Below are 22,379 nucleotides of genomic sequence, written 5' to 3' on the forward strand. Positions count from 1 at the left end.
TATGTTTAGATTAAAAGTTATTCAGCGTTCGTTTTGGCGGCAATAGCCTGATTGGCCGTGATGGCAATCATGCGGTAAACATCTTCGATGGAGCAACCGCGCGAGAGGTCGTTCACCGGACGGGCGATGCCTTGCAGAATAGGACCTACGGCATCGGCATGTCCCAAACGTTGTACCAGTTTATAAGAAATGTTCCCCACTTCAAGGCTCGGAACAATCAGCACATTGGCATTGCCGGCAATCTTTGAACCCGGCGCCTTGTTTGCGCCTACTTCGGGAACCAAAGCCGCATCTGCCTGCAACTCGCCGTCGATGGCCAGTTCCGGATCCATCTCTTTGGCAATCTTCAGGGCTTCCACCACCTTATCCACCACTTCGTGCTTGGCAGAACCTTTGGTTGAGAAGCTGAGCAAAGCCACTTGGGGATCCATGTCTACAACCGCCTTTGCCGTGCGTGCCGTGCAAACGGCAATCTGTGCCAACTGCTCGGCATCGGGCACCGGAGTCACAGCCACGTCGCCCATCACCAATATGCCGTTCTTGCCATATTCGGGAGCGTGTGTGAGCAACAGCATGGCACCTGAAACACACGTAATGCCGGGAGTGGTCTTGATAATCTGCAAAGCCGGGCGAAGTACGTCGCCGGTAGTATTGCGGGCACCTGCCAACTGACCGTCGGCATCGCCGTTCTTTATGATCAGGCAGCCCAGATAAAGCGGATTGAGAACCAGCTTGCGAGCCTCTTCGATAGTCATGCCTTTTTTCTTGCGAAGTTCGAACAGCAATTGTGCATATTCTTCTTTCTTGGGATGGTCTTCCGGATTGATGATGGTGGCTTTGTCTATATTTCCCAGTCCCCACTCTTGGGCACAAGCGTGTATTTCTTCCGGATTGCCCAGAAGAATCAGATCTGCGATACCGTCAGTCAGAATCTGGTTGGCGGCTTTCAAGGTACGTTCTTCCGTACCTTCAGGAAGAACAATGCGTTGGCGATCGGCTTTCGCACGTTCAAGAATTTCATTAATTAATCTTTGCATGATATTTATTGTGTATTATGAATAGGCTGCCCATACTTTTCACTTCGCAAAAGTACGCAATTTTGCAATATCAACATTGCAAATGCCTCTCTTTTTCAATGCTTGCTCTCAATTATTATAATATTTAACATTAAATAGTAAGGAAAGGAACGTGTGCGCACACAACATCTGTTGAAAACGTAAATTCCATAGGCAATCTGTATGATGCCTTAAAAAAAGAGAATTGTTGCAACAAGCAATACATAGAATACCTACCTTTGCAGCGTTTTTAAAACATACAACAATAATCTGCCGGTCGATTTAAGACCTTATTCTTATGATTCGTCAATGTGCCATCCTCTTTGGATGTTTAGCTTTGGGTGAGTTGGTTGTCTTCCTCACAGGCGTGAAGTTACCTTCCAGCATCATCGGTATGCTGCTGCTTACCTTGTTTTTGAAGTTGGGTTGGATAAAGTTGCACTGGGTGCAAGGCATGTCCGACTTCCTGGTTGCCAATCTGGGGTTTTTCTTTATACCGCCCGGAGTGGCCCTGATGCTCTATTTCGACATTATCGCCGCCGAATTCTGGCCGATAGTCGTAGCTTCATTGGTCAGTACTTTGTTGGTGATTGTCGTCACCGGATGGGTTCATCAATTAACACGTAAAATGAAATGAGTTTCTTAGAAAATAATTTTTTCCTGCTGGCCGTCACTTTCGGTGTGTTTTTCTTTGCCAAACTGCTGCAAAAGAAAACCGGTCTCATGCTGTTGAATCCTATTCTGTTGACAATCGCTATCCTTATTGTCTTATTGAAGTCGGCAAATATCAGCTATGCTACCTACAACGAGGGAGGGCAGTTGATAGAGTTTTGGCTGAAACCAGCCGTCGTTGCATTGGGGGTGCCTTTGTATCTTCAGTTGGAAACCATAAAGAAACAGTTGCTCCCCATCCTGTTGTCCCAATTGGCCGGATGCATCGTAGGTGTTGTTTCCGTGGTGCTGATAGCTAAACTGATGGGGGCTTCTGATGAAATCATCTATTCGCTGGCTCCTAAGTCGGTCACCACACCGATTGCCATGGAGGTCACCAAGTCGTTGGGGGGCATACCTTCATTGACTGCCGCAGTTGTGGTGTGTGTGGGGTTGCTGGGAGGAATATTGGGCTTCAAGACCATGAAGCTGACCCGTATAGGCAGCCCCATGGCTCAAGGTCTCTCGATGGGAGCCGCCGCTCATGCGGTGGGCACTTCTACCGCCATGGAAGTCAGCAGTAAATACGGTGCATTCGCCAGTCTGGGATTGACGCTGAACGGCATTTTCACGGCCTTATTCACACCTGCCATTCTGCGTTTGTTGGGTTTGCTCTAACAAAATCTACCAATCTTTGTTATTTCTAACAACTTCAATCAACTAAAACATTTATGATTTCATTTAAGGATATCGAATTAAGCGACAGGGAGCTTATCACCCGCTACACGCAGAACAGTCCGCGAAGAAACTGCGACCTTTCATTCTCCAACCTGTGCAGTTGGCGTTTTCTGTACAACACCCAATTTGCCATTCTGGATGGTTATCTGTTGTTGAAGTTTTGGGCCGAAGAGGAACTGGTATATATGATGCCGATAGGCAACGGCGATTTGAAAAAAGTGCTGGAGGCCTTGATAGAGGACGCCCATCAGGAAGGAAAGCCTTTCTGTTTGCTGGGCATTTGCTCCGGCATGTGTTCGGAGCTGGAAACTTTCATGCCCGGAAAATTCCAATTCACTGCCGACCGTGATTATGCTGACTATCTCTATCTCCGCACCGACCTCGCCACGCTCTCCGGAAAGAAGCTTCAAGCCAAGCGGAACCACGTCAACAAATTCAAGCGCACTTACAACTGCGAGTATACCCCTATCACACCCGACCGCATTCAGGAATGTCTGGAGCTGGAAGCCATCTGGTGCAAAGCCAACAATTGCGACCAGCATGAGGGGACAGGCAACGAACGCCGTGCATTGGTCTACGCGCTCCATCACTTTGATGAATTGGGACTGATGGGCGGTATCCTTCATGTGGATGGCAAGATTGTGGCCTTTACCTTCGGCATGCCCATTAATCAGGACACCTTTGGGGTGCACGTCGAGAAGGCAGATACAAGCATTGATGGGGCATACGCAATGATTAACCATGAATTTGCAAAACATATTCCCGAACAATATATCTATATCAACCGGGAAGAAGATTTGGGCATTGAAGGTTTGCGCAAGGCCAAGCTGTCTTACCAGCCTGCCATAATTCTGGATAAATACATGGCCTGCTTGAAAGGCGAACCGATGGAAGCGATAAAGTGGTAATAGATGCAATGGACCGGATGAAGCAGAAAATAAAGAATTTGTGGAGGCTGTGTTTCAATGACAGCGAGGAATTCGTAGAGATGTATTTCCGTTTGCGCTATCATAATGACGTCAATATTGCCATAGAAAGCGGGGAGGAAGTGATTGCCGCCCTGCAAATGTTGCCTTATCCGATGACGTTCGGGGGGAAAAAAATCAAAACATCTTATATTTCCGGAGCTTGTACGCATCCCGCCCATCGCAATCAGGGAACGATGGGCGCATTGTTGTCGCAAGCATTTATGCGTATGCTGGACGGTGGCGTTGCCTTATCTGCTTTGATTCCTGCAGAGCCTTGGTTGTTTGGCTATTATACCCGCTATGGTTATGCACCCGTGTTCAATTATAAAGCGAGTGATTTTGTGGTTGCGGACATTCCTGCTCCCAATCAAGGATATGCGCTGAAGATGGACGATCAATGTGAGGAAAAGGAATATGAATACCTGAACCGGAAATTAGGAGAACGCGCTTACTGCATCCAACATACAAGCAAAGACTTTCGTGTTATTCTTGCCGATTTGCGATTGGGGCAGGGACATGTCTGCACTTTGTTTGAAGAGGGGAGTGCCCGACAAAAAGATGACACAATGCAAGGAAAGGAGCGTATTGTTGCGCTGGCTGTCGTTTATCCGGCGGGTGGAAACAAATGGCGCATAGGAGAAATTGTGTCGGACAGCTCTGAGACACGCTCCTTGCTGCTTCAAAACATTTGCCGTGAATTGAATGTTCCTTCTGTCGAGGTGCTTGCTCCTCTTGCTGCCGGTGAAGCCGGTTTGCCTTTAGGAATGGCGCGTGTCATCGATGCTAAGGACATGCTGGACCTCTATGCGGCCATCCATCCCGAAGAGGAGACCTGCATCTGCCTCACCGACGAACAGATACGCGGGAACAACGGCTGCTACCACTTGAGTGGCGGTAAATGTATGAAAAGTGCCAAGTGTCTGCCCGGCAGACACTTGGCACTCACAATCGGTGAACTCACCGCAAAAATATTCGAAACATCAAGCCCCTATATGAGCCTGATGCTGAACTGACGTTATAATCCGCTGAAGTCCACTCCCTCGAATACCAATGACGGTATACGCCAGGAAGAAGAGAGGCGAGGGTCATTGCCTACAGCCACCAAAGAAGACCAGAGGGTAATCATATTGCCTGTCACGTTCATCTCGTTGACCGGTTGAACCAACTTGCCGTTCTCAATCAGGAACCCCTCGATACCGTACGAAAAGTCTCCGGTACTTTTGTTGCTGTTGCCGCCGTTGAATCCGGTAACCAATATGCCCTTTTGCACATCTGCCACCAGACCGTCCAAGTCTTTGTTCCCCGGTTGCAGTATCAGCAGAGAAGGTGAACTGATGGTTGGCTCCACACCCATTTTCTTGGAGTTATACGTGTCGATGAAATAGGTCTTCAATGTCCCGTTTTCAAATATCGGACGGCGTTCGGTTGCCACGCCTTCATTATCGAAGTAACGGGCGCCACGGACTCCGATGAGATGAGGCTCATCCATTAGATTCAGCTTGTCGGAGCCGACTTTCGTATTCAGCTTGTTCAGCAGGAACGAACTCTTTTGCTGGAGAGCGGAGCCATACAACGCACTCAACAATGGGCTGAGCAATTGACCGGCATTCATCGGATCGACTACCATGGTATACTTGCCCGAAGCGGCTTTACGCTGTCCCATTTTCTTCAATACACGTTCCAAGGCTTTTGTCCCGATACCCGACTTTTTCAGTTTGTCATAAAACATTGCCGAGTCGTACCAATAAGAAGAAGGACGTGCTTCCCCTTCGCCTTTCACTGCCACATCGGCCGATACCGAGAACCAAGTGGACTTGGATTCGCCTTCAAAACCGTTACTTGTCAGACGATAGGAAGCCTCTTCGCCATCGCTGTAAGAACTGCCTACCGATATGATGCGCTCATCTTTTCCTAAGACCTCTTCGGCTGCGGCACGGGCAATAGCCACCTTGTCGTCGGGATTCAGGTTGTAGAACTTATCGTCGAACAGTTGCAAATCGGGCTTTCCGCCTTTATAATAGCGGGAGGAGTCGGGCAATACGCGCGCTTCGTCTTCTGCCAGATAGCGTGTGGATTCGATGCCATTCCTGATGAAACTTTCCAATTCCTTTTTATCCAGACGGTTGGTGGAATAAGAACCGTATTTCCCGTCTACATACAAGCTGATGCTCAAGCCGCTTTCGGAAGCCTGTTGCAATTTATCCATCTTGGCGTCACGCAATTCGAACGATGCATTGGAGTTGGAATACAGCACCAACTTGGCTGCCTGACAACCATTTTTCAGGGCATAATCCATTGCCCATTGTGCCAATTTCTTATTATTATCCGTAATCATTTCGTTTAATTTTCAGTTTTCCATTTTGTTAGCTTTCTCCTCCTACCGTCAGTTTGCTGACCAATGCCGACGGCATGCCGCAGGTCACCGGACAAGACTGTCCGTCTTTGCCGCAGGTCCATGTGCCGTTGTCTATCTTGTCGTTGTTGGCCACCATGGTGATGTCTGCCAACGCTTTCGGTCCGTTGCCGATGATATTGATGTCCTTGATGGGCTGTGTCAGTTTGCCGTCTTCAATCAGATAACCGGATTTCACGAAGAAAGTAAAGTCGCCGGCACCGATCTGTACCTGTCCGTTGGTGAAGTTGTCTACAAAGATGCCGTTCTTCACGGTAGAAATGATGTCCTCCTCCTTCATATTGCCGGCTTCCATATAGGTGGCGCGCATACGGGGAATAGGCATATTGCGGAATGTGTCGCGACGGCCGTTCCCGGTAGGCGCCACGCCATAATGTTTGGCGCTGATGCGGTCGTGCAGGTAACTGGTCAGCACGCCTTCTTTCACGATATAAGTCTTTTGTCCTTCCACACCCTCATCGTCGAAGTTTACGGAGCCTCGGTTGAAGGGAATGGTACCGTCATCTACCACGTTGATGTGCTCGTCGCAAATCTTCTTGCCGAAGAGGTCGCAGAAGATGGAGGTGCGCTTGCGGTTGAAGTCGGCTTCGAAAGCATGTCCGATGGCTTCGTGCAGCAGGATGCCCGAACCTCCTGCGCCCATAACCACGGGCATTTCGCCACCTTTGGGCTTGATGGCCTTGAACAGGATGGAAGTGTTGTCTACCGCTTCGCGTGCAAGAACTTCAACGATATCGTCTGTCATGAATTCAAACCCTTTGCGGTAGGAACGGCTGGCATAGCCATTCTCCATCTTTCCGTTTTCTTCCATGATGCAGACTGCCACGAACGAAACCATGGGGCGGTAGTCATAGTAACTCACACCCTCGGAATTGCAGAACAGCACGTGCGAAGTGTTGTCGGTGAGGTAGGCCTGCACCTTGCTTACACGTTTGTCCAAAGAGAAAATCTTCTCGTTCAGTTTTTCCAAGTAAGGAATTTTTGTCTTTACGCTCACGTCTTCCCACGATTCGTTAACGGCATAGCGGCTTTTGGCTATTGTCTTCTCCGTCAGTGCCATCGTTTTGCCGGCCTTGCCGGACGACGCGATGCGGGCGGCTGTACGGGCGGCACGCAACATTTCGTCTAACGTGACGCCTTCCACATAAGCGTACCCGGTTTGGTCTCCTGCCAAAACACGCACCCCCATGCCGAAGTCGATGTTGGCTCCGCAATTGTTTACCTTGCCGTCCTTCAGACTTACATTGTTGTTGAATGTGTGTTCAAAATAGAGATCGGCATAGTCGCCGCCTTTTTCCAATGCGGCAGCAAGCACTTTCCTTACATCGGCTTCTGTTACGCCGAAATGATTCATTGCCGCAGCAACGGCAGATTTGTCATCTGCTCCTCCCAATGCCTTCCGTACGGATGCAGGCATAGCCAACGACGGTACTGCCAGCGAGCCTAATGCCGCCAGACTTCCCGTCCTTAAAAAATTTCGTCTATCCATCTTTTTTCTATAAATTGGTTATAAGAAACTGTTTCTTTTTTTTCTTTCTTCGGGCCGTCGGTCAATTCTCCTTTGTCAACAGGCTTTCAAGCTCTTCTGCGTTCAGGCACAGGTAGAACTGCCCTTTGTATGCCACGGAGATGGCGCCGGTTTCTTCCGATACGATGATTGCGTGTGCGTCCGAGGCTTGGGCGATTCCCATTGCGGCTCTATGGCGTAAGCCCAATTCTTTGGGAATATCCAGGTTGTGCGATACCGGCAGGATACAGCCTGCTGCTTTGATGCGCTTCTTGCTGATTACCATGGCTCCATCGTGCAGCGGACTGTTCTTGAAAAAGATATTTTCTATCAGACGCTGGTTGATGTCGGCATTGATAACCTCGCCCGTGCGCACCACGTCGTCCAAAGGCATGTTGTGCTCCATGACAATCAAGGCGCCTACTTTTTGCTTTCCCATGCTGATGCATGCCATTACTATCGGCATGATATCTTCATGCTCCAACAATTCTTTCTTGTTGCCGGTGAAGAAACGTACCAATGCGCTGGCATGTTGGTGCGAGCCGAGCGTAAGCAGAAAACGTCGTATCTCTTCCTGAAACAAGATGATGAGTGCCAATACACCCACACTGACCAATTTGTCGAAGATAGAGCCAAGCAGCTTCATTTCCAGCACTTGGGATACTACCAGCCATATCAGGATAAATACCAGAATGCCGGTAAACACATTGATAGAACCAGAGGCCTTCATCAGTTTGTACGTATAGTACAACATGAGCGCCACCAGCAGTATGTCAATGAAATCTTTTATGCCAAATTCTATAAACACAAGCTATCTATAATTTATGATTCGTATTTTTTCTCATAGCCTCCACTATTTTTACGGTCTCCACGGCTTCCTTCACGTCGTGAACCCGGATGATGTCGGCTCCTTTCAGCAAGCATATCGTATCGATCACTGTGGTGCCGTTCAGGGCTTCTTGCGGCGTGTTGCCCAGCAGACGGTATATCATCGACTTGCGAGACACTCCTACGAGCAAAGGTAATTCGAAGATGCGGAACTCTTCCAAATGTGCCAGTAATTCGTAGTTGTGCTCCAACGTTTTCCCGAAACCGAATCCGGGATCGAGGATGATATCTTTCACGCCGAGGTCGCGCAATTGCTGAACTTTACGGGCGAAATATTGAAACACTTCCTTCAGCAGATTGTCATAATGCGGATGTTGCTGCATGTTCTGCGGGGTGCCCTGCATGTGCATCATTATATAAGGTACGTTCAGTTCGGCCACTGTGCGGAACATGCCGGCGTCCATCTCTCCGGCTGCAATGTCGTTGATGATGGCCACTCCGTATTCTTCCACGCACATGCGAGCCACGTCGGCACGAAAAGTGTCGACTGACACCACGGCATCCGGACACGTCTTGCGCAGTACGGTGAGGCCTAAGCGCAGGCGTTCCATCTCTTCGCGGACAGAAACGTCGGCGGCATCCGGACGGGAAGAGTAGGCGCCGATGTCGATGATTCCGGCGCCATCCTTCAGGATTTGTTCTGCGCGGCAAGCTATTTCCTTCTCCGTCTGCATGCGGCTGCCGGAATAAAAAGAGTCGGGAGTTACGTTCAATATCCCCATGACGCAAGGGGCAGATAAGTCCATTAGTCGGCCGTTGATGTTTATATAATAGGGTTTCAAGGCTTCCATAAGCGGTTTTTCTGTTACATTTCTGCAAATGTAAACAAAAAAGTTGTAGTTGGTGCATGTCGGTAATCATAAAATGAGGAATGCTGCACGGAATGTGTTCCGATTCCTTTTCTTTGTTCGAGGATAAAGTCATATCTTTGCCCTCCGTTTTTAAAGGGGCGTTCGGGTGTGCTGCATACCCGGACTGACTTTGTGCACAAAAGAAAAATATGACCTTGTTATGACTTTGATACGTTTCTCTCTGTTTGCCCTCCTTTTGGGCTTGGCGGCTTGTTCCGACCCCGCCTATGATGTGTTGCTGGATTATGAAAAATCGCTTTGCCGTGCCGACTCGCTGGTGCAGGCAGGTGTTGCCGATAGTACGCAGACAGCCGAAATGCTTTCCGAACTGCACCGCGAGTACAGCCGGGCAAAAGAGCTCTCCGATGGAAAACGTGTGCGCATGCAGCCTGCCGACAAGCGGAAACAGTTTCTGTGGGGAGCGTTCAGTGCCCTGATGTTCGGTTTGAACATCTGGTTTTCCATTCGCGACATCAAGTTCCGCGACGACCGCAAGCACCGCCGCTATTTGGTGGATTTGAGCGAAAACGAACAACGCCTGCGCAACAACGAGCGCGAACGTGAAGAACTGAAGGCGTGTCTGGAGGAGATGTCCCTGACCGAAGCGGAGCGTGAAGAGGTGCACCGTTCGCTCACGAACCTCATGGCACACGGTAACCGCCTGCATGAGGAAAACGAATCGCTCCGCACCCGCCTCAAGGAGTACGAGAAACGCCCTGTGCCCCGCGAATTGGAATTGCTCAAGAAAGAGGGCGAGCGTGCCCGGCACCTGAATGAGCAGGTGCAGGTTCTCTCTTCTGCTTTGGTGGAGGGCGATGAAGTGGTGGAACAGCTGCGCTGCCATCCCAGATTCCTTACGGACGATGATTGGGAGTATTTACAGAAACTTGCAGACCGGGTGTACGATAACTTCATCGGACGGTTTTCTCAGCACTTCCCTCAACTTACGCCTGCCCACCGCCAGCTTTGCCTGCTCATCCGCTTGCGTTTTAGCAATGCGCAGATTGCCGCGTTCACTGCCGTATCTCCCTCCTCGGTGTCTCAACAGAAATTCCGGCTGAAGAAACGGCTGATGGAGGCAGACGAAGCGTTATTCGCCAACGGGGAGACGATAGATGCCGTAATTGAACGCTACTGAAGCTTATAGAGACTTCTCCTTTATTAATATGTACCGGTTAAAGCTTGTTTGCTTTCTGTAAAAAGCAAAATGTGTCTGTTTTTGCTTTCTGCTCTAAACAAAAAACGGGAGCTTTTGCTTGTTTGTCCGAGCAAATGAGTATATTTGTCATCTAATCTTCTTATTATTATGGATAGTCTGTTTATTAAACAAGAAAGATTGCTGGCACAGACAAGTACCCAAATTGTGCGGGAGCTAATGAATAAGATTCATTGGGACAATCGATTGATTGCTATCAGAGGCTCCAGAGGGGTGGGGAAAACTACATTAATGCTGCAATACATCAAGCTCAATTATCAGTCGGGCAGTCGTGAGGCGCTTTACTGTACGTTGGATAGCATCTATTTCACAAACCATACTTTGCTGGACCTTATAGAGCGGTTTTATTTGCAGGGGGGCAAGCGGTTGTTCCTAGACGAAGTGCATAAATATCCCTCATGGAGCAAGGAGTTGAAAGAGGCTTACGATTTATACCCCTCTTTGCAGATAACCTTTAGCGGTTCTTCTTTACTCAATATCCTGAATGGTGATGCCGACCTTTCCAGACGTTGCCTGCCTTACGATATGTACGGCTTGTCGTTTAGGGAGTTCCTGATGTTCTACAAAGATATTCGTATGCCTGTTTGTTCTTTGACGGAGGTCTTGGAGAATGCGGGTGAGATTTGTCGGGAGATGAACGAGAAGTGTCGCCCTATACAGATGTTCGATGAGTATCTGCACGAAGGGTATTATCCTTTCTTTACGGGAAACAGAGAAGATTATTACATTAATATCGAGAATGTGGTCAACCTCATATTGGAACAGGAAATGCCACTGTTGTGCGGTGTAGATCCTGCCTATATCAGAAAACTTAAAGCGTTGTTGGGCGTTCTGGCGGTTTCTGTTCCCTATGAGGTGGATATCTCTAAACTGGCAGGGTTAATCGGGCTTACCCGTAATTCAGTGATCGCCTATTTGCAAAATCTGGATAAGGCGGAATTGCTGACATTGCTTTATTCTGACAGCATGTCTGTCAGGAAGATGCAGAAACCTGATAAGGTTTATCTTCAAAACCCCAATTTGCTTTATGCCATTGCTTCAACTCCCGTGCAGATTGGTACGGTAAGAGAAACTTTTGTCGTCAGTCAGCTTGTCGTGAATCATGAGGTGGAGTATGGGAAGATGAAAGGCGATTTTGTTGTAGACCATACCTATATTTTTGAAGTAGGCGGTACTGATAAAAACTTTAAGCAAATAGCCGGTTTGCCGAACTCTTTTGTGCTTGCCGATAATATTGAGTTTTCCACAGGCAGCAAACTTCCGCTGTGGATTGTGGGACTGACTTATTGATTGGACTTTTTATTTTTGCAGCTTTTATGAATATCGGTTTTACTCATCATTATACCATTATTGTGATTACAAATCAAATCACTTATCCTGAAGCTATTCCATATCTTTTATTTTAAGACTTGAATATTGTTCATGTACTTTCATTGTATATAAGTATTTAGGTATGTTGAAGAATAAAGTGACTGATCGAGACGGATGTTGTAGGGCGTTTTACTTTTCTATTGATATTTCTCAACAAAAAAGTAAACGGTGAACTATCTTTTTCAGGCCTTCTTTGCAGCTAATGCAGGCAGGGTCTTATATTGAGGGTATCTAAGTAGTATACTTAGGGGGGGCTAAGTCCTATACTTAGGGTACCTAAGTCGTATACTTAGATACTCCCTCGTCAGAAGGTATTCTGGCAGGGGTGTCTACATAGGTGGCTGATGGTTAGGATAAAGAGAGAAAATGCTTGGAAATTATCTTACAATAATCTTGGATTATTGTAAGATAGGATGTGTCATGAATTGAAAAAATGATGATTGTTTCCTAATATAAGCCACTGATTCATGTTACTATATATTTTCAAGAAACTCTAATCTCTACTATTATAAATGGAAGGTTTAAATATCGTAGCTGTTTTATAACCGCATGAAGACATTCCTTTTTACATGGGAAACAAGAAATATCTTTTTTTCTCTACCTTTCTCACAAAAAAAAGAATATAAAATATTGATTATTATAAAATTTCGCTATTTTTGCATCAACTCTTACACGCCAATCCTTTTTTAGATGGTGCGGCTGGTAGAGCATTATACATACAGGCGTTTACTGAACGCTTTAGTTTTGGCAATGTAAGAATCTCGCAAATTCAAACTGTTCGTCAAAGACAAAGCAACGTGAACGCCCCTTGGGATGTTTTATATATAGCCCAAACTGTATTTATCATTAATGATGATTCAAGACAGTCAGGGGTGAATTATATAAATAAACATCGGCGTGGGGCTTTCGACGTTGCTCGTTTCGACGAACAGGGCAATGCGAGAGCCTTTACATTGTGGAACGGGCAACAGGACTGGCTCCACGTTTTTATGTATAAGTCAAAAATTGAAAGACAACCATGACAGCAATGGAGCCGGCTGGCATAAGCAGAAAGAATTAACCGGCATGCTGGATCTAATATACTACAATCCTTATCGCCTTTTAGGCATATATTCCAATTCATCCACAAAAGAGCGGGTAGCCAATCATAATAGGTTAAAAGCTTTTCTGAAAGTAGAGAGAGAGGTTTCATTTGAATTGGATTTTCCCATGTTGCTTCCCACAATTATCCGTTCAGTAGAAACTGTTGCTGATGCAGAAGCCAAACTGACATTACCTAATGAGCAACTTTGGTATGCACAGTTCTGGTTTATAAAGGCAACTCCTTTGGATGATATTGCCATGAATCATCTGGTCGCAGGTGATGTAGATGGGGCAATAGCCATATGGCAGAAAAAGGATAGCGCTTCATCTTTGCAGAATCGGATAGTCTGTGCGCTGATACAAGATAATTACACGGTGGCTTTATCTTGTGCGGAAAAGCTATACTCTTTGTATGCCGAGGAATTTGTGAATTCCGTTTTGGGAGAGCAACATACGGTGGACATAGAAAAAATAGAGTTTTGTTTTCTTGATGAACTTTGTTCCGCAATAGGAGCAAAAGAAATTCTTCCCTTTCTGCAAAATAATGATTGGAAACGATATGTAGGCGACAAAACGATTAAGCCATTGATTGAAACTTTGCAGATGGCAATTGATACAGCAAAGGCATCTAGAGGACAGGGAATCACTGCGCGTTATAATGCTGGGGCTAAATTAATGCAAGAAACCGAAACTATACTTACGCAACTTAGAACATTACTTCCCGTTACGGATTTGCAATATCAAATGATTGCTGATAAACTTGGATTGGAAATTCTTCAATGCGGTATTGATTTTTATAATGCATCGGAAGCTGCCGACGCAGCCCATAAGGCAATGAAACTCCAATCATACGCATTATCCATAGTCGTTGGGAAGATGGCAAAAGACCGTTGTGAGGAAAATGTGGATATACTGCAAAAGATTATAGATAATCTTCCTCCTCAGGAGGTGTTTGCAGAAGATAAGGCTATAAAAGAAGAATTGCGAGCATTCTGTAAATTATCCAATAGAATTAAGCATGCTGTAGCATTATTGGAAAAAACCAAACCTCATCTACAATCTATAAAAGAAAAACTAGGTGTAGGCAATTCTTATTATTTGAAAATATCAACGCAAGTGGTTGGAAATGCTTTGCATGATATAATCGAAGAAGTAAATGCTGTGCAAAGCGGTGGAACCATTGATATAGGAGGAAAGCAGATTCCTATTTCTATGTCGCTTGATAGGGATGCCAAAATAAAACAAATCAAGGCAACGTTAAAAGAGGCTTGGAGCGCACTAAAAATAATAGACACATTCGATATGGAGTCGAGTTTCAAGACAAAAAGATATAATCAGAACCGTTCTATACTTAAAAAAATGTGTAAACAGTTGGGGGTGTCTACAACTACAGACGTACCATATTTTTCACCTCCATCTTCAAGTGTGACAACACGTCCACCCAAAACTCAAACCTCGTCTTCTGCTGATAAACAAACAGGTAGTACATCAAACAGTTCTGATGATTCAGGGTGCATTATTGGTATTGTATGCTTTGTGATTGGTGCCATAATTGGTGGTGCTGTAGCAGAAGTGGGAGGTATGGTTTTGGGGGGATTAGTAGCATTAGCGGTTTATGGAGGAGTTAAAGATTGGTGATAAAAATTATTGATTAAATTGATTCTGTAATTATGAGAAAAATAATATTTAGCATATTTACTATGTGTTGTTTGTCTGCAACAGTAACTGGTCAAACAAGAACCAATGAGGTTCCTGTAATGGAGAGAAGTCTAAACGCTATTCAATTAAAGCAGACAGAATTCGATAAAACGTTGCGGAAACTATCAATAGTTGCAAATAAAAATAAACATGATATTGCGACTTTGGAAAAACGCAATGCTGAATTATACGAAAGAATAGATAGTCTGAAAATAAATTGTGATAGTCTAAAGAAAGTACAGGCAGCAGACCGCACTATTATTCATGGTGAAATAAAAGAGACTAACAATACGTTGGCCTCAAATCAGTCTGTTATAGAGAGCCGCACTCTTTGGGGCGGACTAATCGCAGTAGTTATACTACTTGTTTCATTGGCGATTTCCTATTATCTTACAATACGCATTAAACAAGGTACTTTCTCTATTGATGAGGTTCGCAAAGCACAAGATACTTTGCAAGCTGCTCACGTAAAGATGCAGGAAGAGTCTGTTAGATTGGACAATAAACTAATAGAACTGTTTGAAAGACAAATGCCGTCTGCTATAAGTACAGCAAGTGCGCAAATAGATCACTCTTTGGCCTTGAAAGTAGCAGATGAAATAGTGAGGATAGAAATGAATTTGTTGCGAATGGATCCTTCTGTAAAAGGTTATAAGCAACTGTCAAAGGCTGTTCAGCGGATAAAGGATAATTTCAATGCCAACGGTTATGAGATTGTAGATATGCTGGGTAAGTCATACGTCGCAGGAATGAAGGCTGCAGTGACATTCGTGATAGATGAAAACCTTGAACCCGGTCAACAAATTGTAACAAAGATCATAAAGCCACAGATAAACTATCAACAGCAAATGATACAGGCTGCCCAGATAGAAGTCAGCCAGTCGGAATAAACAAAAAACATCATAAATTATGGCAAGAATAAAAATAGACTATGGCATTGACCTCGGAACAACAAATTCTGCGATATGCCGTATGGAAAAAGGAGAACCGGTTGTGATAAAAACCGATGTACTGAAAGACACGATGCCATCATGTGTTTCATTTACTAAACGTAAAAGTGTAAAAGCTGGTGATTCGGCTTTCAATGATATGAAAAGTGATAAACGCCGTGCATCAAAGGCGGGTAAGAAGGGCTTTTCCAATGCTTACGTGGAGTTTAAACGTACAATGGCTACGGATACCCGCTATCACAGCTCTTTCATGGAAAGAGATTATTCATCAGAAGAACTGTCGGCAGAGGTCTTGAAAACTCTGAAATCCTTTGTGACAGATGAAAGCTTTTCTTCTGTGGTTATTACTGTTCCTGCGAAATTCACGGTAAATCAAAAAACCGCTACTATGGAAGCTGCACAGCTGGCAGGATTTCGGCGATGTGAACTCTTGCAAGAACCTATTGCTGCCGCTATGGCCTATGGCTTGACCGCAGAGAGTAAAAACGGAATATGGTTGGTTTTTGATTTCGGTGGAGGTACATTCGATGCGGCACTTCTGAAAGTAGAAGATGGTATTATGCAGGTTTTTGATACGGAGGGAGACAACTATTTGGGAGGTAAGAATCTTGACTATGCTATAGTGGATAATATCATCATGCCTTATCTGGTGGAAAACTTCAATCTTAGTTCTACGCTTGCAGATGCGGACAAAAAGGAAGTTTTGCGCGATGCTATGAAGACATACGCGGAAGAAGTTAAGAATCAGCTTTCATTTAAAGAAAAAGAAGATATCCTATCCAATCTTGGAGAACTGGGCGAAGATGAGGACGGAGAAGAAATAGAACTTGACCTCACTGTGACACAAGAAACTTTGTTTAATGTGATACGGCCTTATTTTCAAAAGACGGTCGATATTTGCAAAAATTTGTTGCAGAGAAATCATTTGTCCGGTAGTCAAATCAACAAACTTATATTGGTCGGCGGCCCTACTTATAGTCCACTCATTCGTCAAATGCTGAAAGAGCAAATCACGCAAAATGTAGATACGAGCATTGACCCTATGACAGCAGTTGCCACAGGTGCTGCACTTTATGCTTCCACAATGGATGCGGAGGTAAATCTGGAAGATATTGAATTGGGGACGATTAGTTTTGATATAGGTTATGAATCAACATCTGTAGAAACGACAGAATGGGTAAGTGTCAAGTTGGTGGATAATTCTCGATTGCCAAAGGTTTGGGTGGAGCTTGTGCGTAGTGACAAATCATGGTCAAGTGGGAAAGTTGAAGTAGGTACTATCGGAAATATAATTGAAGCTAATCTTTTGGAGTCTAAGGCCAATTCATTCAATGTGGTGGCATACGATGAAAAAGGAAATATCCTGCCATGTTTCCCATCGGAATTCACCATTATTCAAGGAACAAAAGTCGGAGCTGCTCCCTTGCCCTATAATATAGGTATTGCAACATGGAGTGTTGTGAAGAAACGTGGAGTGTTCCGTATGGCAAAAGGGTTGGAAAAAAATAAGCCTGTTCCGGCAACAGGAGTGATTAATGATTTGAAGACAACAAGTCAACTGCGACCGGGTGTTGAAAGCGATAAACTTACAATTCCCGTTTATCAAGTAGATGACTTTTCCGGAGCGGAAGGGCGTTCAGCTTCTTTGTACGAATATGTAGCGGATGTTGTTATAACAGGTGATGATATAGAAACTCTCATTTCTGCAGATAGTTCCGTGGATGTGACATTGAAAGTAGATACATCAGAACAAATGACTTTAGAGGTGCACTTCCTCGCTTCTGACATCACAGTAGAGAAGAAACTTGATACAAGCAAGAAACAATCTGTGGAAGATGCAGAGTATATTATCAGAAAACAATTGATAGAAGCGCAGCAAAGTATTGACCGCTTGGAAGAAGCTAATATCTCGACCGCGACAATTCAAGAAGATTTTGACAGGGTGAAAGAAGAAGCGAAGAATAGTTCTGAAAAGAAGGCTGTGTTACAGCACTTGAAAGAGGTACTTAGGAAGATAGAAAGCCTTGATGAGAGTACCGAGTGGCAGAGATTGGAAACAGAACTTCGTGATGAGTTTGACCGGCTTGAAAAAGCACAGAATAATCTTGGTAATGAAAAAACAGCACAACTCGTTGAACAATTGCGTACGCAAACAGACCAAGTGATACGTAGTAGAGATGTCCGTATAGGGCGTGAAATATTGGAGCAGATAAACGGCCTGTTTGTTCATTTAACTCTGGTTTATCAGTGTATGGGACTGATTCGGGATTGTTATGAGCGTTTCAGTGTAATACGCTGGAGAGATGTAGCTCGTGCTCGTCAATTGCTTAATCAAGGTTTAGAAGAAATCAACAATCAGCCTACAGTCGAGAGGCTCCATCCGATAGCTTGCAGTCTTATAGAATTGATGCCGGATGATGAAGCAGAGAATGCTGGAGGATTATTAAAAGGTTGAGTAGCAATAGGTAGAATGATTAATTGATATTTATAAGTCATGATTTTCAACAAAAACGATAGAGTCGCTTCATATACTGTAGCATTCCCGCATAAGCAAAGTTCTTATGCGGAAACTTATCGTGTGAAAGATGCGGCTGGCAAGACTCGTTTTCTGAAACTTATCAGTTATGGTAGGCTAAATCGTGGACAAATAGACGATAACGGTTGCGTTGTTGAAATAGAGATTACCAAACAATTGAGCCATCCGAATCTGTGCAAATACATAGATTCAGGAAACTTAATGTTGAATGGTGGGCAATATGCATTTCTTGTTACGGAATACGTAAGTGGAGAAACCCTTTCTCAAAAAATCATAAGAGATGGTGATTTGAGTGTGTATGAAATTAAGCAGATTGCTAAAGCTATATTGGCGGCCTTGTCATATCTCCATCAACAACAAGTATCCGTAATTCATGGAGAAGTGACCATTCAGAATGTCCTGCTTAATCTTGTGAGTGGACTGGATGATTTAAAACTAATTGATTTCGGTCATGCCTGTTATCTTAATCAAAAACCAGTCAGGCCGGATTTGGATGAACTGAATGCCTTTTATCTTGCTCCCGAGAGATTTTCGGGAGTGAATCAGATACAATCGGATCTATATTCGGTTGGGGTTATGATGTACCAATTATTATATGGCGAGTTGCCTTGGTTTATAGATGTTTCGAGAATAAAAAGCGAAGATAAAGTCGATGCAATATTGGAGGAACGTAATAGGGAATTGGATTTGCCGCAAATAGATAAGTTTGAATTAGACAGTCAGTTGGTAAACTGCATAGTGAAGTCTTTGAGCTATGATGTGGGAAGTCGGTTTCAAACGGCAGATGAATTTATAAGGGCAATTGATGGAGCTGTTGTTGTTGAACGCCAGTCTACGAAACGGAGAGTTTTGTCTACGGACGCTCAAATATCAGCAAAATCGGTAAAGCCAACCATAGCTAAGAAGGGACGAGGTTTCGCAGCCATTGCGGGCATGGATGAACTGAAGAAAATGCTTCGTGAAGAGGTGATAGAACCACTTCATAATCCAGAGGAATATGAACGTTATGGGGTGACAATTCCTAATGGAATGCTTTTGTATGGTCCTCCGGGATGCGGAAAGACATTTTTTGCTAAACATTTTGCAGAAGAGGTCGGGTTTAATTTTATGTGTGTGACACCTGCTACGCTTAAAAGTCGGTATGTCAATGCGACACAAGAAAATATAGCGCAAATGTTCAAGGAGGCCGAAGAAAAATCGCCAACGATTATATTTATTGATGAGATGAATGAGCTTGTGCCAAACCGTGAGAGCAACGTGCACGAAATGTCACGTAGTGCAGTAAATGAAATGTTGGCACAGATGGATAGGACAGGTGAACGTGGAATATTTATTATCGGTGCAACAAACTATCCGCATACGATTGACCCTGCAATTCTTCGGGCGGGTCGCCTTGATAAAAAATATTTTATCGGTGCGCCCGATAAAAGTGCAAGAATAGCTCTTTTCAAGCTGTATCTTGAGAAACGACCGTATGACTTCGGCTTGGATTATGAAGAACTTGCTGCGCTTACAGAGAATTATGTATCGGCAGATATTTTACTGATAGTCAATGATGCGGCAAGGAATGCCTTGAAGTCACATGGTAAAATTACAATGGCTGTTTTGATTGCAGCGATACGCAATGCCCGTCCATCTTTGAGTGTAGAAGATATGAAACGCTATGATGAAATTCGTGCAAGAATGGAAGGTGTGGTTTTGGAGAAACAAAATAAAGAACGTACCCGTATCGGGTTTAGATAAAAAAGAATGATTATGACAAAGCAAGAATTGTATCTGAAGACCATGTTTTGTTGCATGGCCTGTGACGGTGATATTGCACCCGAGGAAATAGATTTGGTAAAAACAATAGCTGTACAGACTCCCATGCTTGAAGGTTTGGATGTGGAAGGCGTATTGAATGCATACGTTTCAGCAATCAATCGGGCTGGCTCATCGTTTCTCAGGAAATACCTAAATGAATTGTCTGAAGAAAATCTGAATTCTGAGGAAGAATTGCAAATTATAAAACTCTCAATTAAAATGATTGAAGCGGATAATAATATAGAATATTCAGAAATAAAGTTTTTTAAGAAAATCCGCTATAGACTATCAGTTTCTGACGAACAAATTTTAGCAGAGCATCCTGACAAAGAAGATTTTCTGCTGCCGGATATTGACGTTATGGAAGAACCGGTTTGGAATGAAGGTATTGTATTTGACAACATCCGTTTGTAGGAAGATATTTTCAGTCTCTATTCTTATCAGATAGTTCCCGTTGTCTTCACTGCTTAAGTCTATATCAAAGTAAGTAGGGTTGCAATATGTTTCTGAGCAGACTGTTTCACCGGTCGATTCGTTGGTAATAGTAACATTGATAACAGCAATCGTTCTGTTAATATTGACACTTACTACATTATTATATAAGTAAGCATGTGCTAACCGTTGCCGGGGGCTTCGTTTTATAGGAGTTCCTTTTTCTCCTTTACTGCCGCTTTCATCTTTATCTTTTATGGGATAGCTTTCTAATACTATTACTTCCATATTGGAGTTATCATCTTGGGCAGATAATGAAAAGAATCCATTACATAAAAAAAAGAATAATAAGAAAAGTGCTTTCAGTGCTTTCATAGGTCATTGCTTTTATTGTTTATATTGCCAAAAATAGGGCCTTTTAAAATAAAACACTGCCCAAAAACTGCCCAAATATTATTTAGACTGCCCAAAAACTGCCCCAAACAGCCTTATTTGCTCTTTTTTAATTGCTCGGCCAAAGAAAAGAGTGCGTCTTTTAATAAATAACCTTTAGGTGCATGCATTTTTTGCAAGATGTTCTTTGAACGATTTTGGATGGTGCTACGAGACTGGCCTTTGACAAAGTGTCCCATATGGATAACAGGAACTTGTGCCAAATAAAGACAGCATATTTGAATTTCTTCTATTGACAGATTGTAGCTCTCGTTGAGATAGGTAATGATTCCGCTCCATCCGTCATCTGTCAGGTTTATAAACAGACTCCATTCTTCTTCGTTTAAGTTCTCTTTGGTTTCTACGCTTGCCAATGATTTGGCAATACGAGAAACTTTTCCGTATAGTGCAGAAGTTTTGTAATTTTTTTCCATATCAATCGGCTCTCTATAAGAAAGTTTATCCTTTTCTTCCTGAAATCTTTCATTGTCAGCTATTTGCTTTACACTCCCTTCTTTGCTATGGTTGGACTGTGCTATTTCTTTCAGTAATCTGTCTTTCCACTCTTGTTTTTCTACCTGATATTGCTTTTTCTTTCTTCTTAGGAAGATAAAGAAAAAAAGACTCGTGACGATTATCGTGATAAATATGCTATGACGGAAATAGGAATAGCGGGTGATGAGTTTTTTATTGTGATTCTTTTCGTGGGTGATAAGCGTGCTGAGGATGGTGTGCTTTTGACTGTTGGCTCGTGCACTGTCCTGATATGTTGCCCGATTCCTTTCCATGTGGGCAAAGGTCTGTATATCTCCTTTTAGACGTGCAATTTCAGCTAAAAGCATGTAAGCGTCGGCTTTGGTATCATAGTATTTCTCTGCTTTGAGTATCTTTTGCAAGAAAATCTTGGCAGAGTCGTATTGTTGGTTGATGAAGTAGGCATTGCCTAACAGAAGGAATGCTCTGTATGCAAACAAACTGTCGTTCAGGTTGATATAGTTCAGTCGTGCATATTGCAGTGCCTGTTGAGGGTTAGGTATATGTTTATAAAGTGTACCTAAAGAATGATAAATTGGCCCTAATACTGTGGAGTCTGAAAAGGTTTCGCCTATAGATAAGGCTTTTAGCAGCAATTCTTTGGCTTTCGGGTAGTGTTGTTCCCCTTCTTCGATAAGTAGCATTCCTTGTTGTGATAGGGCATAACATAGTGATATGGTATCTTTTTCAGATTCTGCCAATAGTTCTGCCTCACGGTAGGTTTCAATAGCTTCAGGTTTGATGTCATGTATATAATATAAGTATCCCAGATTACTATATAGGATGGATCTGATATCTGCATGTTTGGGGAGATTCTTAGTGTGTGACAAGGCTATGTTGAATTTACTTATGGCTTGAGAATCGTCATGCTTATTCCTATAAATGCTTCCCCAGCAATAATAAGCTCGCGCTTGCATTTCTGCTTGCTTATGCGCGTCGTAATATTGCACGGCTATCCGTATCAGCGAATCATCCGTCTGCGCGATGTAGTTCTTGTCCCGTGCTTGTGTAAGCAACAAGGCATGGTAGGCAATGTTCGCCTCGGTTTTCAAATCCTCTGTCGGTATGCTTTGCAGTATGCGTAGGGCACTGTCGGGCTGAGATGTCAGCAATGAATCGGCCTGTGCCAACATCGTGCTGTATGCTGTTTTGTTTGTGCAGGCCGCCAACAGTAGGGCTGATATAAGTGAAAAGAAGATTGTCTGTTTCTTCATTATGGCTGGTTGTTGTTTGTCTTGCAAAGATAATTTTTT

The 22,379-nt window shown here is 44.0% G+C and carries 19 protein-coding genes; 12 read left to right on the forward strand and 7 right to left on the reverse strand.

Translation table 11 applies throughout. The annotated features are described in order from the left end of the window. Positions 1–17: 17 nt before the first annotated feature. Entirely contained in the window at positions 18–1,037 is a 1,020-nt protein-coding gene (pta, locus tag C3V43_RS11040; protein ID WP_106069856.1) for a phosphate acetyltransferase, read from the reverse strand. A 316-nt stretch (positions 1,038–1,353) separates the two neighbouring features. Here pta and C3V43_RS11045 point away from each other — a divergent pair, with 316 nt between their 5' ends. Genes C3V43_RS11045 through C3V43_RS11060 form a run of 4 tightly spaced genes read left to right on the forward strand, consistent with a single transcriptional unit; the run spans position 1,354 to position 4,425 of the window. Further along, positions 1,354–1,692 carry a CidA/LrgA family protein gene (locus C3V43_RS11045; RefSeq protein ID WP_106069857.1) on the forward strand — a complete coding sequence of 113 codons (339 nt, stop codon included), beginning with the start codon at positions 1,354–1,356 and terminating at the stop codon, positions 1,690–1,692. Next, a complete protein-coding gene (locus C3V43_RS11050) occupies positions 1,689–2,384 on the forward strand; it encodes an LrgB family protein (protein WP_106069858.1) in 696 nt (231 codons plus the stop codon). Before C3V43_RS11045 ends, C3V43_RS11050 begins: the two co-directional genes overlap by 4 nt. A 53-nt stretch (positions 2,385–2,437) precedes the next feature. Then, on the forward strand, positions 2,438–3,352 hold the full coding sequence (locus tag C3V43_RS11055) for a DUF2156 domain-containing protein (RefSeq protein ID WP_106069859.1): 915 nt from the start codon (positions 2,438–2,440) through the stop codon (positions 3,350–3,352). A 17-nt stretch (positions 3,353–3,369) separates the two neighbouring features. Beyond that, positions 3,370–4,425, forward strand: a complete 1,056-nt coding sequence (locus C3V43_RS11060) for a GNAT family N-acetyltransferase (protein ID WP_106070570.1) — start codon at positions 3,370–3,372, stop codon at positions 4,423–4,425. 2 nt (positions 4,426–4,427) lie between these two features. Here the strand turns inward: C3V43_RS11060 and C3V43_RS11065 are convergent, their stop codons facing one another. From C3V43_RS11065 to folP, 4 genes are all read right to left on the reverse strand, one after another. Further along, a complete protein-coding gene (locus C3V43_RS11065; RefSeq protein ID WP_106069860.1) occupies positions 4,428–5,747 on the reverse strand; it encodes a TldD/PmbA family protein in 1,320 nt (439 codons plus the stop codon). Positions 5,748–5,775: 28 nt separating this feature from the next. Then, positions 5,776–7,314, reverse strand: coding sequence for a TldD/PmbA family protein (locus C3V43_RS11070; RefSeq protein ID WP_106069861.1), 1,539 nt, complete (start codon positions 7,312–7,314; stop codon positions 5,776–5,778). A gap of 61 nt (positions 7,315–7,375) precedes the next feature. Beyond that, entirely contained in the window at positions 7,376–8,140 is a 765-nt protein-coding gene (gene cdaA, locus C3V43_RS11075; RefSeq protein ID WP_106069862.1) for a diadenylate cyclase CdaA, read from the reverse strand. Between the two features lie 7 nt (positions 8,141–8,147). Continuing rightward, entirely contained in the window at positions 8,148–9,011 is an 864-nt protein-coding gene (folP, locus tag C3V43_RS11080; RefSeq protein WP_106069863.1) for a dihydropteroate synthase, read from the reverse strand. A 220-nt stretch (positions 9,012–9,231) separates the two neighbouring features. Here folP and C3V43_RS11085 point away from each other — a divergent pair, with 220 nt between their 5' ends. The 8 genes from C3V43_RS11085 to C3V43_RS11120 all read left to right on the forward strand — a co-directional run bounded on the left by C3V43_RS11085 (position 9,232) and on the right by C3V43_RS11120 (position 20,142). Beyond that, positions 9,232–10,209, forward strand: a complete 978-nt coding sequence (locus C3V43_RS11085; RefSeq protein ID WP_106069864.1) for a hypothetical protein — start codon at positions 9,232–9,234, stop codon at positions 10,207–10,209. Positions 10,210–10,377: 168 nt separating this feature from the next. Beyond that, the gene (locus tag C3V43_RS11090; protein ID WP_106069865.1) at positions 10,378–11,577 is read left to right on the forward strand and encodes an ATP-binding protein; all 1,200 of its coding nucleotides are present in this window, start codon (positions 10,378–10,380) and stop codon (positions 11,575–11,577) included. A 737-nt stretch (positions 11,578–12,314) separates the two neighbouring features. Next, a complete protein-coding gene (locus tag C3V43_RS11095) occupies positions 12,315–12,680 on the forward strand; it encodes a hypothetical protein (RefSeq protein ID WP_106069866.1) in 366 nt (121 codons plus the stop codon). After that, positions 12,664–14,379: a hypothetical protein gene (locus C3V43_RS11100; RefSeq protein WP_235655840.1), complete on the forward strand. Its 1,716-nt coding sequence runs from the start codon at positions 12,664–12,666 to the stop codon at positions 14,377–14,379. Before C3V43_RS11095 ends, C3V43_RS11100 begins: the two co-directional genes overlap by 17 nt. Positions 14,380–14,411: 32 nt before the next feature. After that, positions 14,412–15,329 carry a hypothetical protein gene (locus tag C3V43_RS11105; RefSeq protein ID WP_106069867.1) on the forward strand — a complete coding sequence of 306 codons (918 nt, stop codon included), beginning with the start codon at positions 14,412–14,414 and terminating at the stop codon, positions 15,327–15,329. A 19-nt stretch (positions 15,330–15,348) separates the two neighbouring features. Continuing rightward, positions 15,349–17,844 carry an Hsp70 family protein gene (locus C3V43_RS11110; protein ID WP_106069868.1) on the forward strand — a complete coding sequence of 832 codons (2,496 nt, stop codon included), beginning with the start codon at positions 15,349–15,351 and terminating at the stop codon, positions 17,842–17,844. A 39-nt stretch (positions 17,845–17,883) separates the two neighbouring features. Continuing rightward, positions 17,884–19,668, forward strand: a complete 1,785-nt coding sequence (locus C3V43_RS11115) for an AAA family ATPase (RefSeq protein WP_106069869.1) — start codon at positions 17,884–17,886, stop codon at positions 19,666–19,668. Between the two features lie 12 nt (positions 19,669–19,680). Beyond that, positions 19,681–20,142, forward strand: coding sequence for a tellurite resistance TerB family protein (locus C3V43_RS11120; protein WP_106070573.1), 462 nt, complete (start codon positions 19,681–19,683; stop codon positions 20,140–20,142). Here C3V43_RS11120 and C3V43_RS11125 read toward each other — a convergent pair. Both C3V43_RS11125 and C3V43_RS11130 read right to left on the reverse strand, forming a co-directional pair. Then, positions 20,038–20,535: a DUF3244 domain-containing protein gene (locus tag C3V43_RS11125; RefSeq protein ID WP_317046000.1), complete on the reverse strand. Its 498-nt coding sequence runs from the start codon at positions 20,533–20,535 to the stop codon at positions 20,038–20,040. The two genes, C3V43_RS11120 and C3V43_RS11125, sit on opposite strands and share 105 nt — an antisense overlap. A gap of 113 nt (positions 20,536–20,648) precedes the next feature. Beyond that, complete coding sequence (locus C3V43_RS11130) at positions 20,649–22,340, reverse strand: tetratricopeptide repeat protein (protein ID WP_106069870.1); 1,692 nt, start codon at positions 22,338–22,340, stop codon at positions 20,649–20,651. Positions 22,341–22,379 lie beyond the last annotated feature (39 nt).

Source organism: Prevotella heparinolytica (assembly GCF_002998535.1).
Lineage (GTDB): Bacteria > Bacteroidota > Bacteroidia > Bacteroidales > Bacteroidaceae > Bacteroides > Bacteroides heparinolyticus.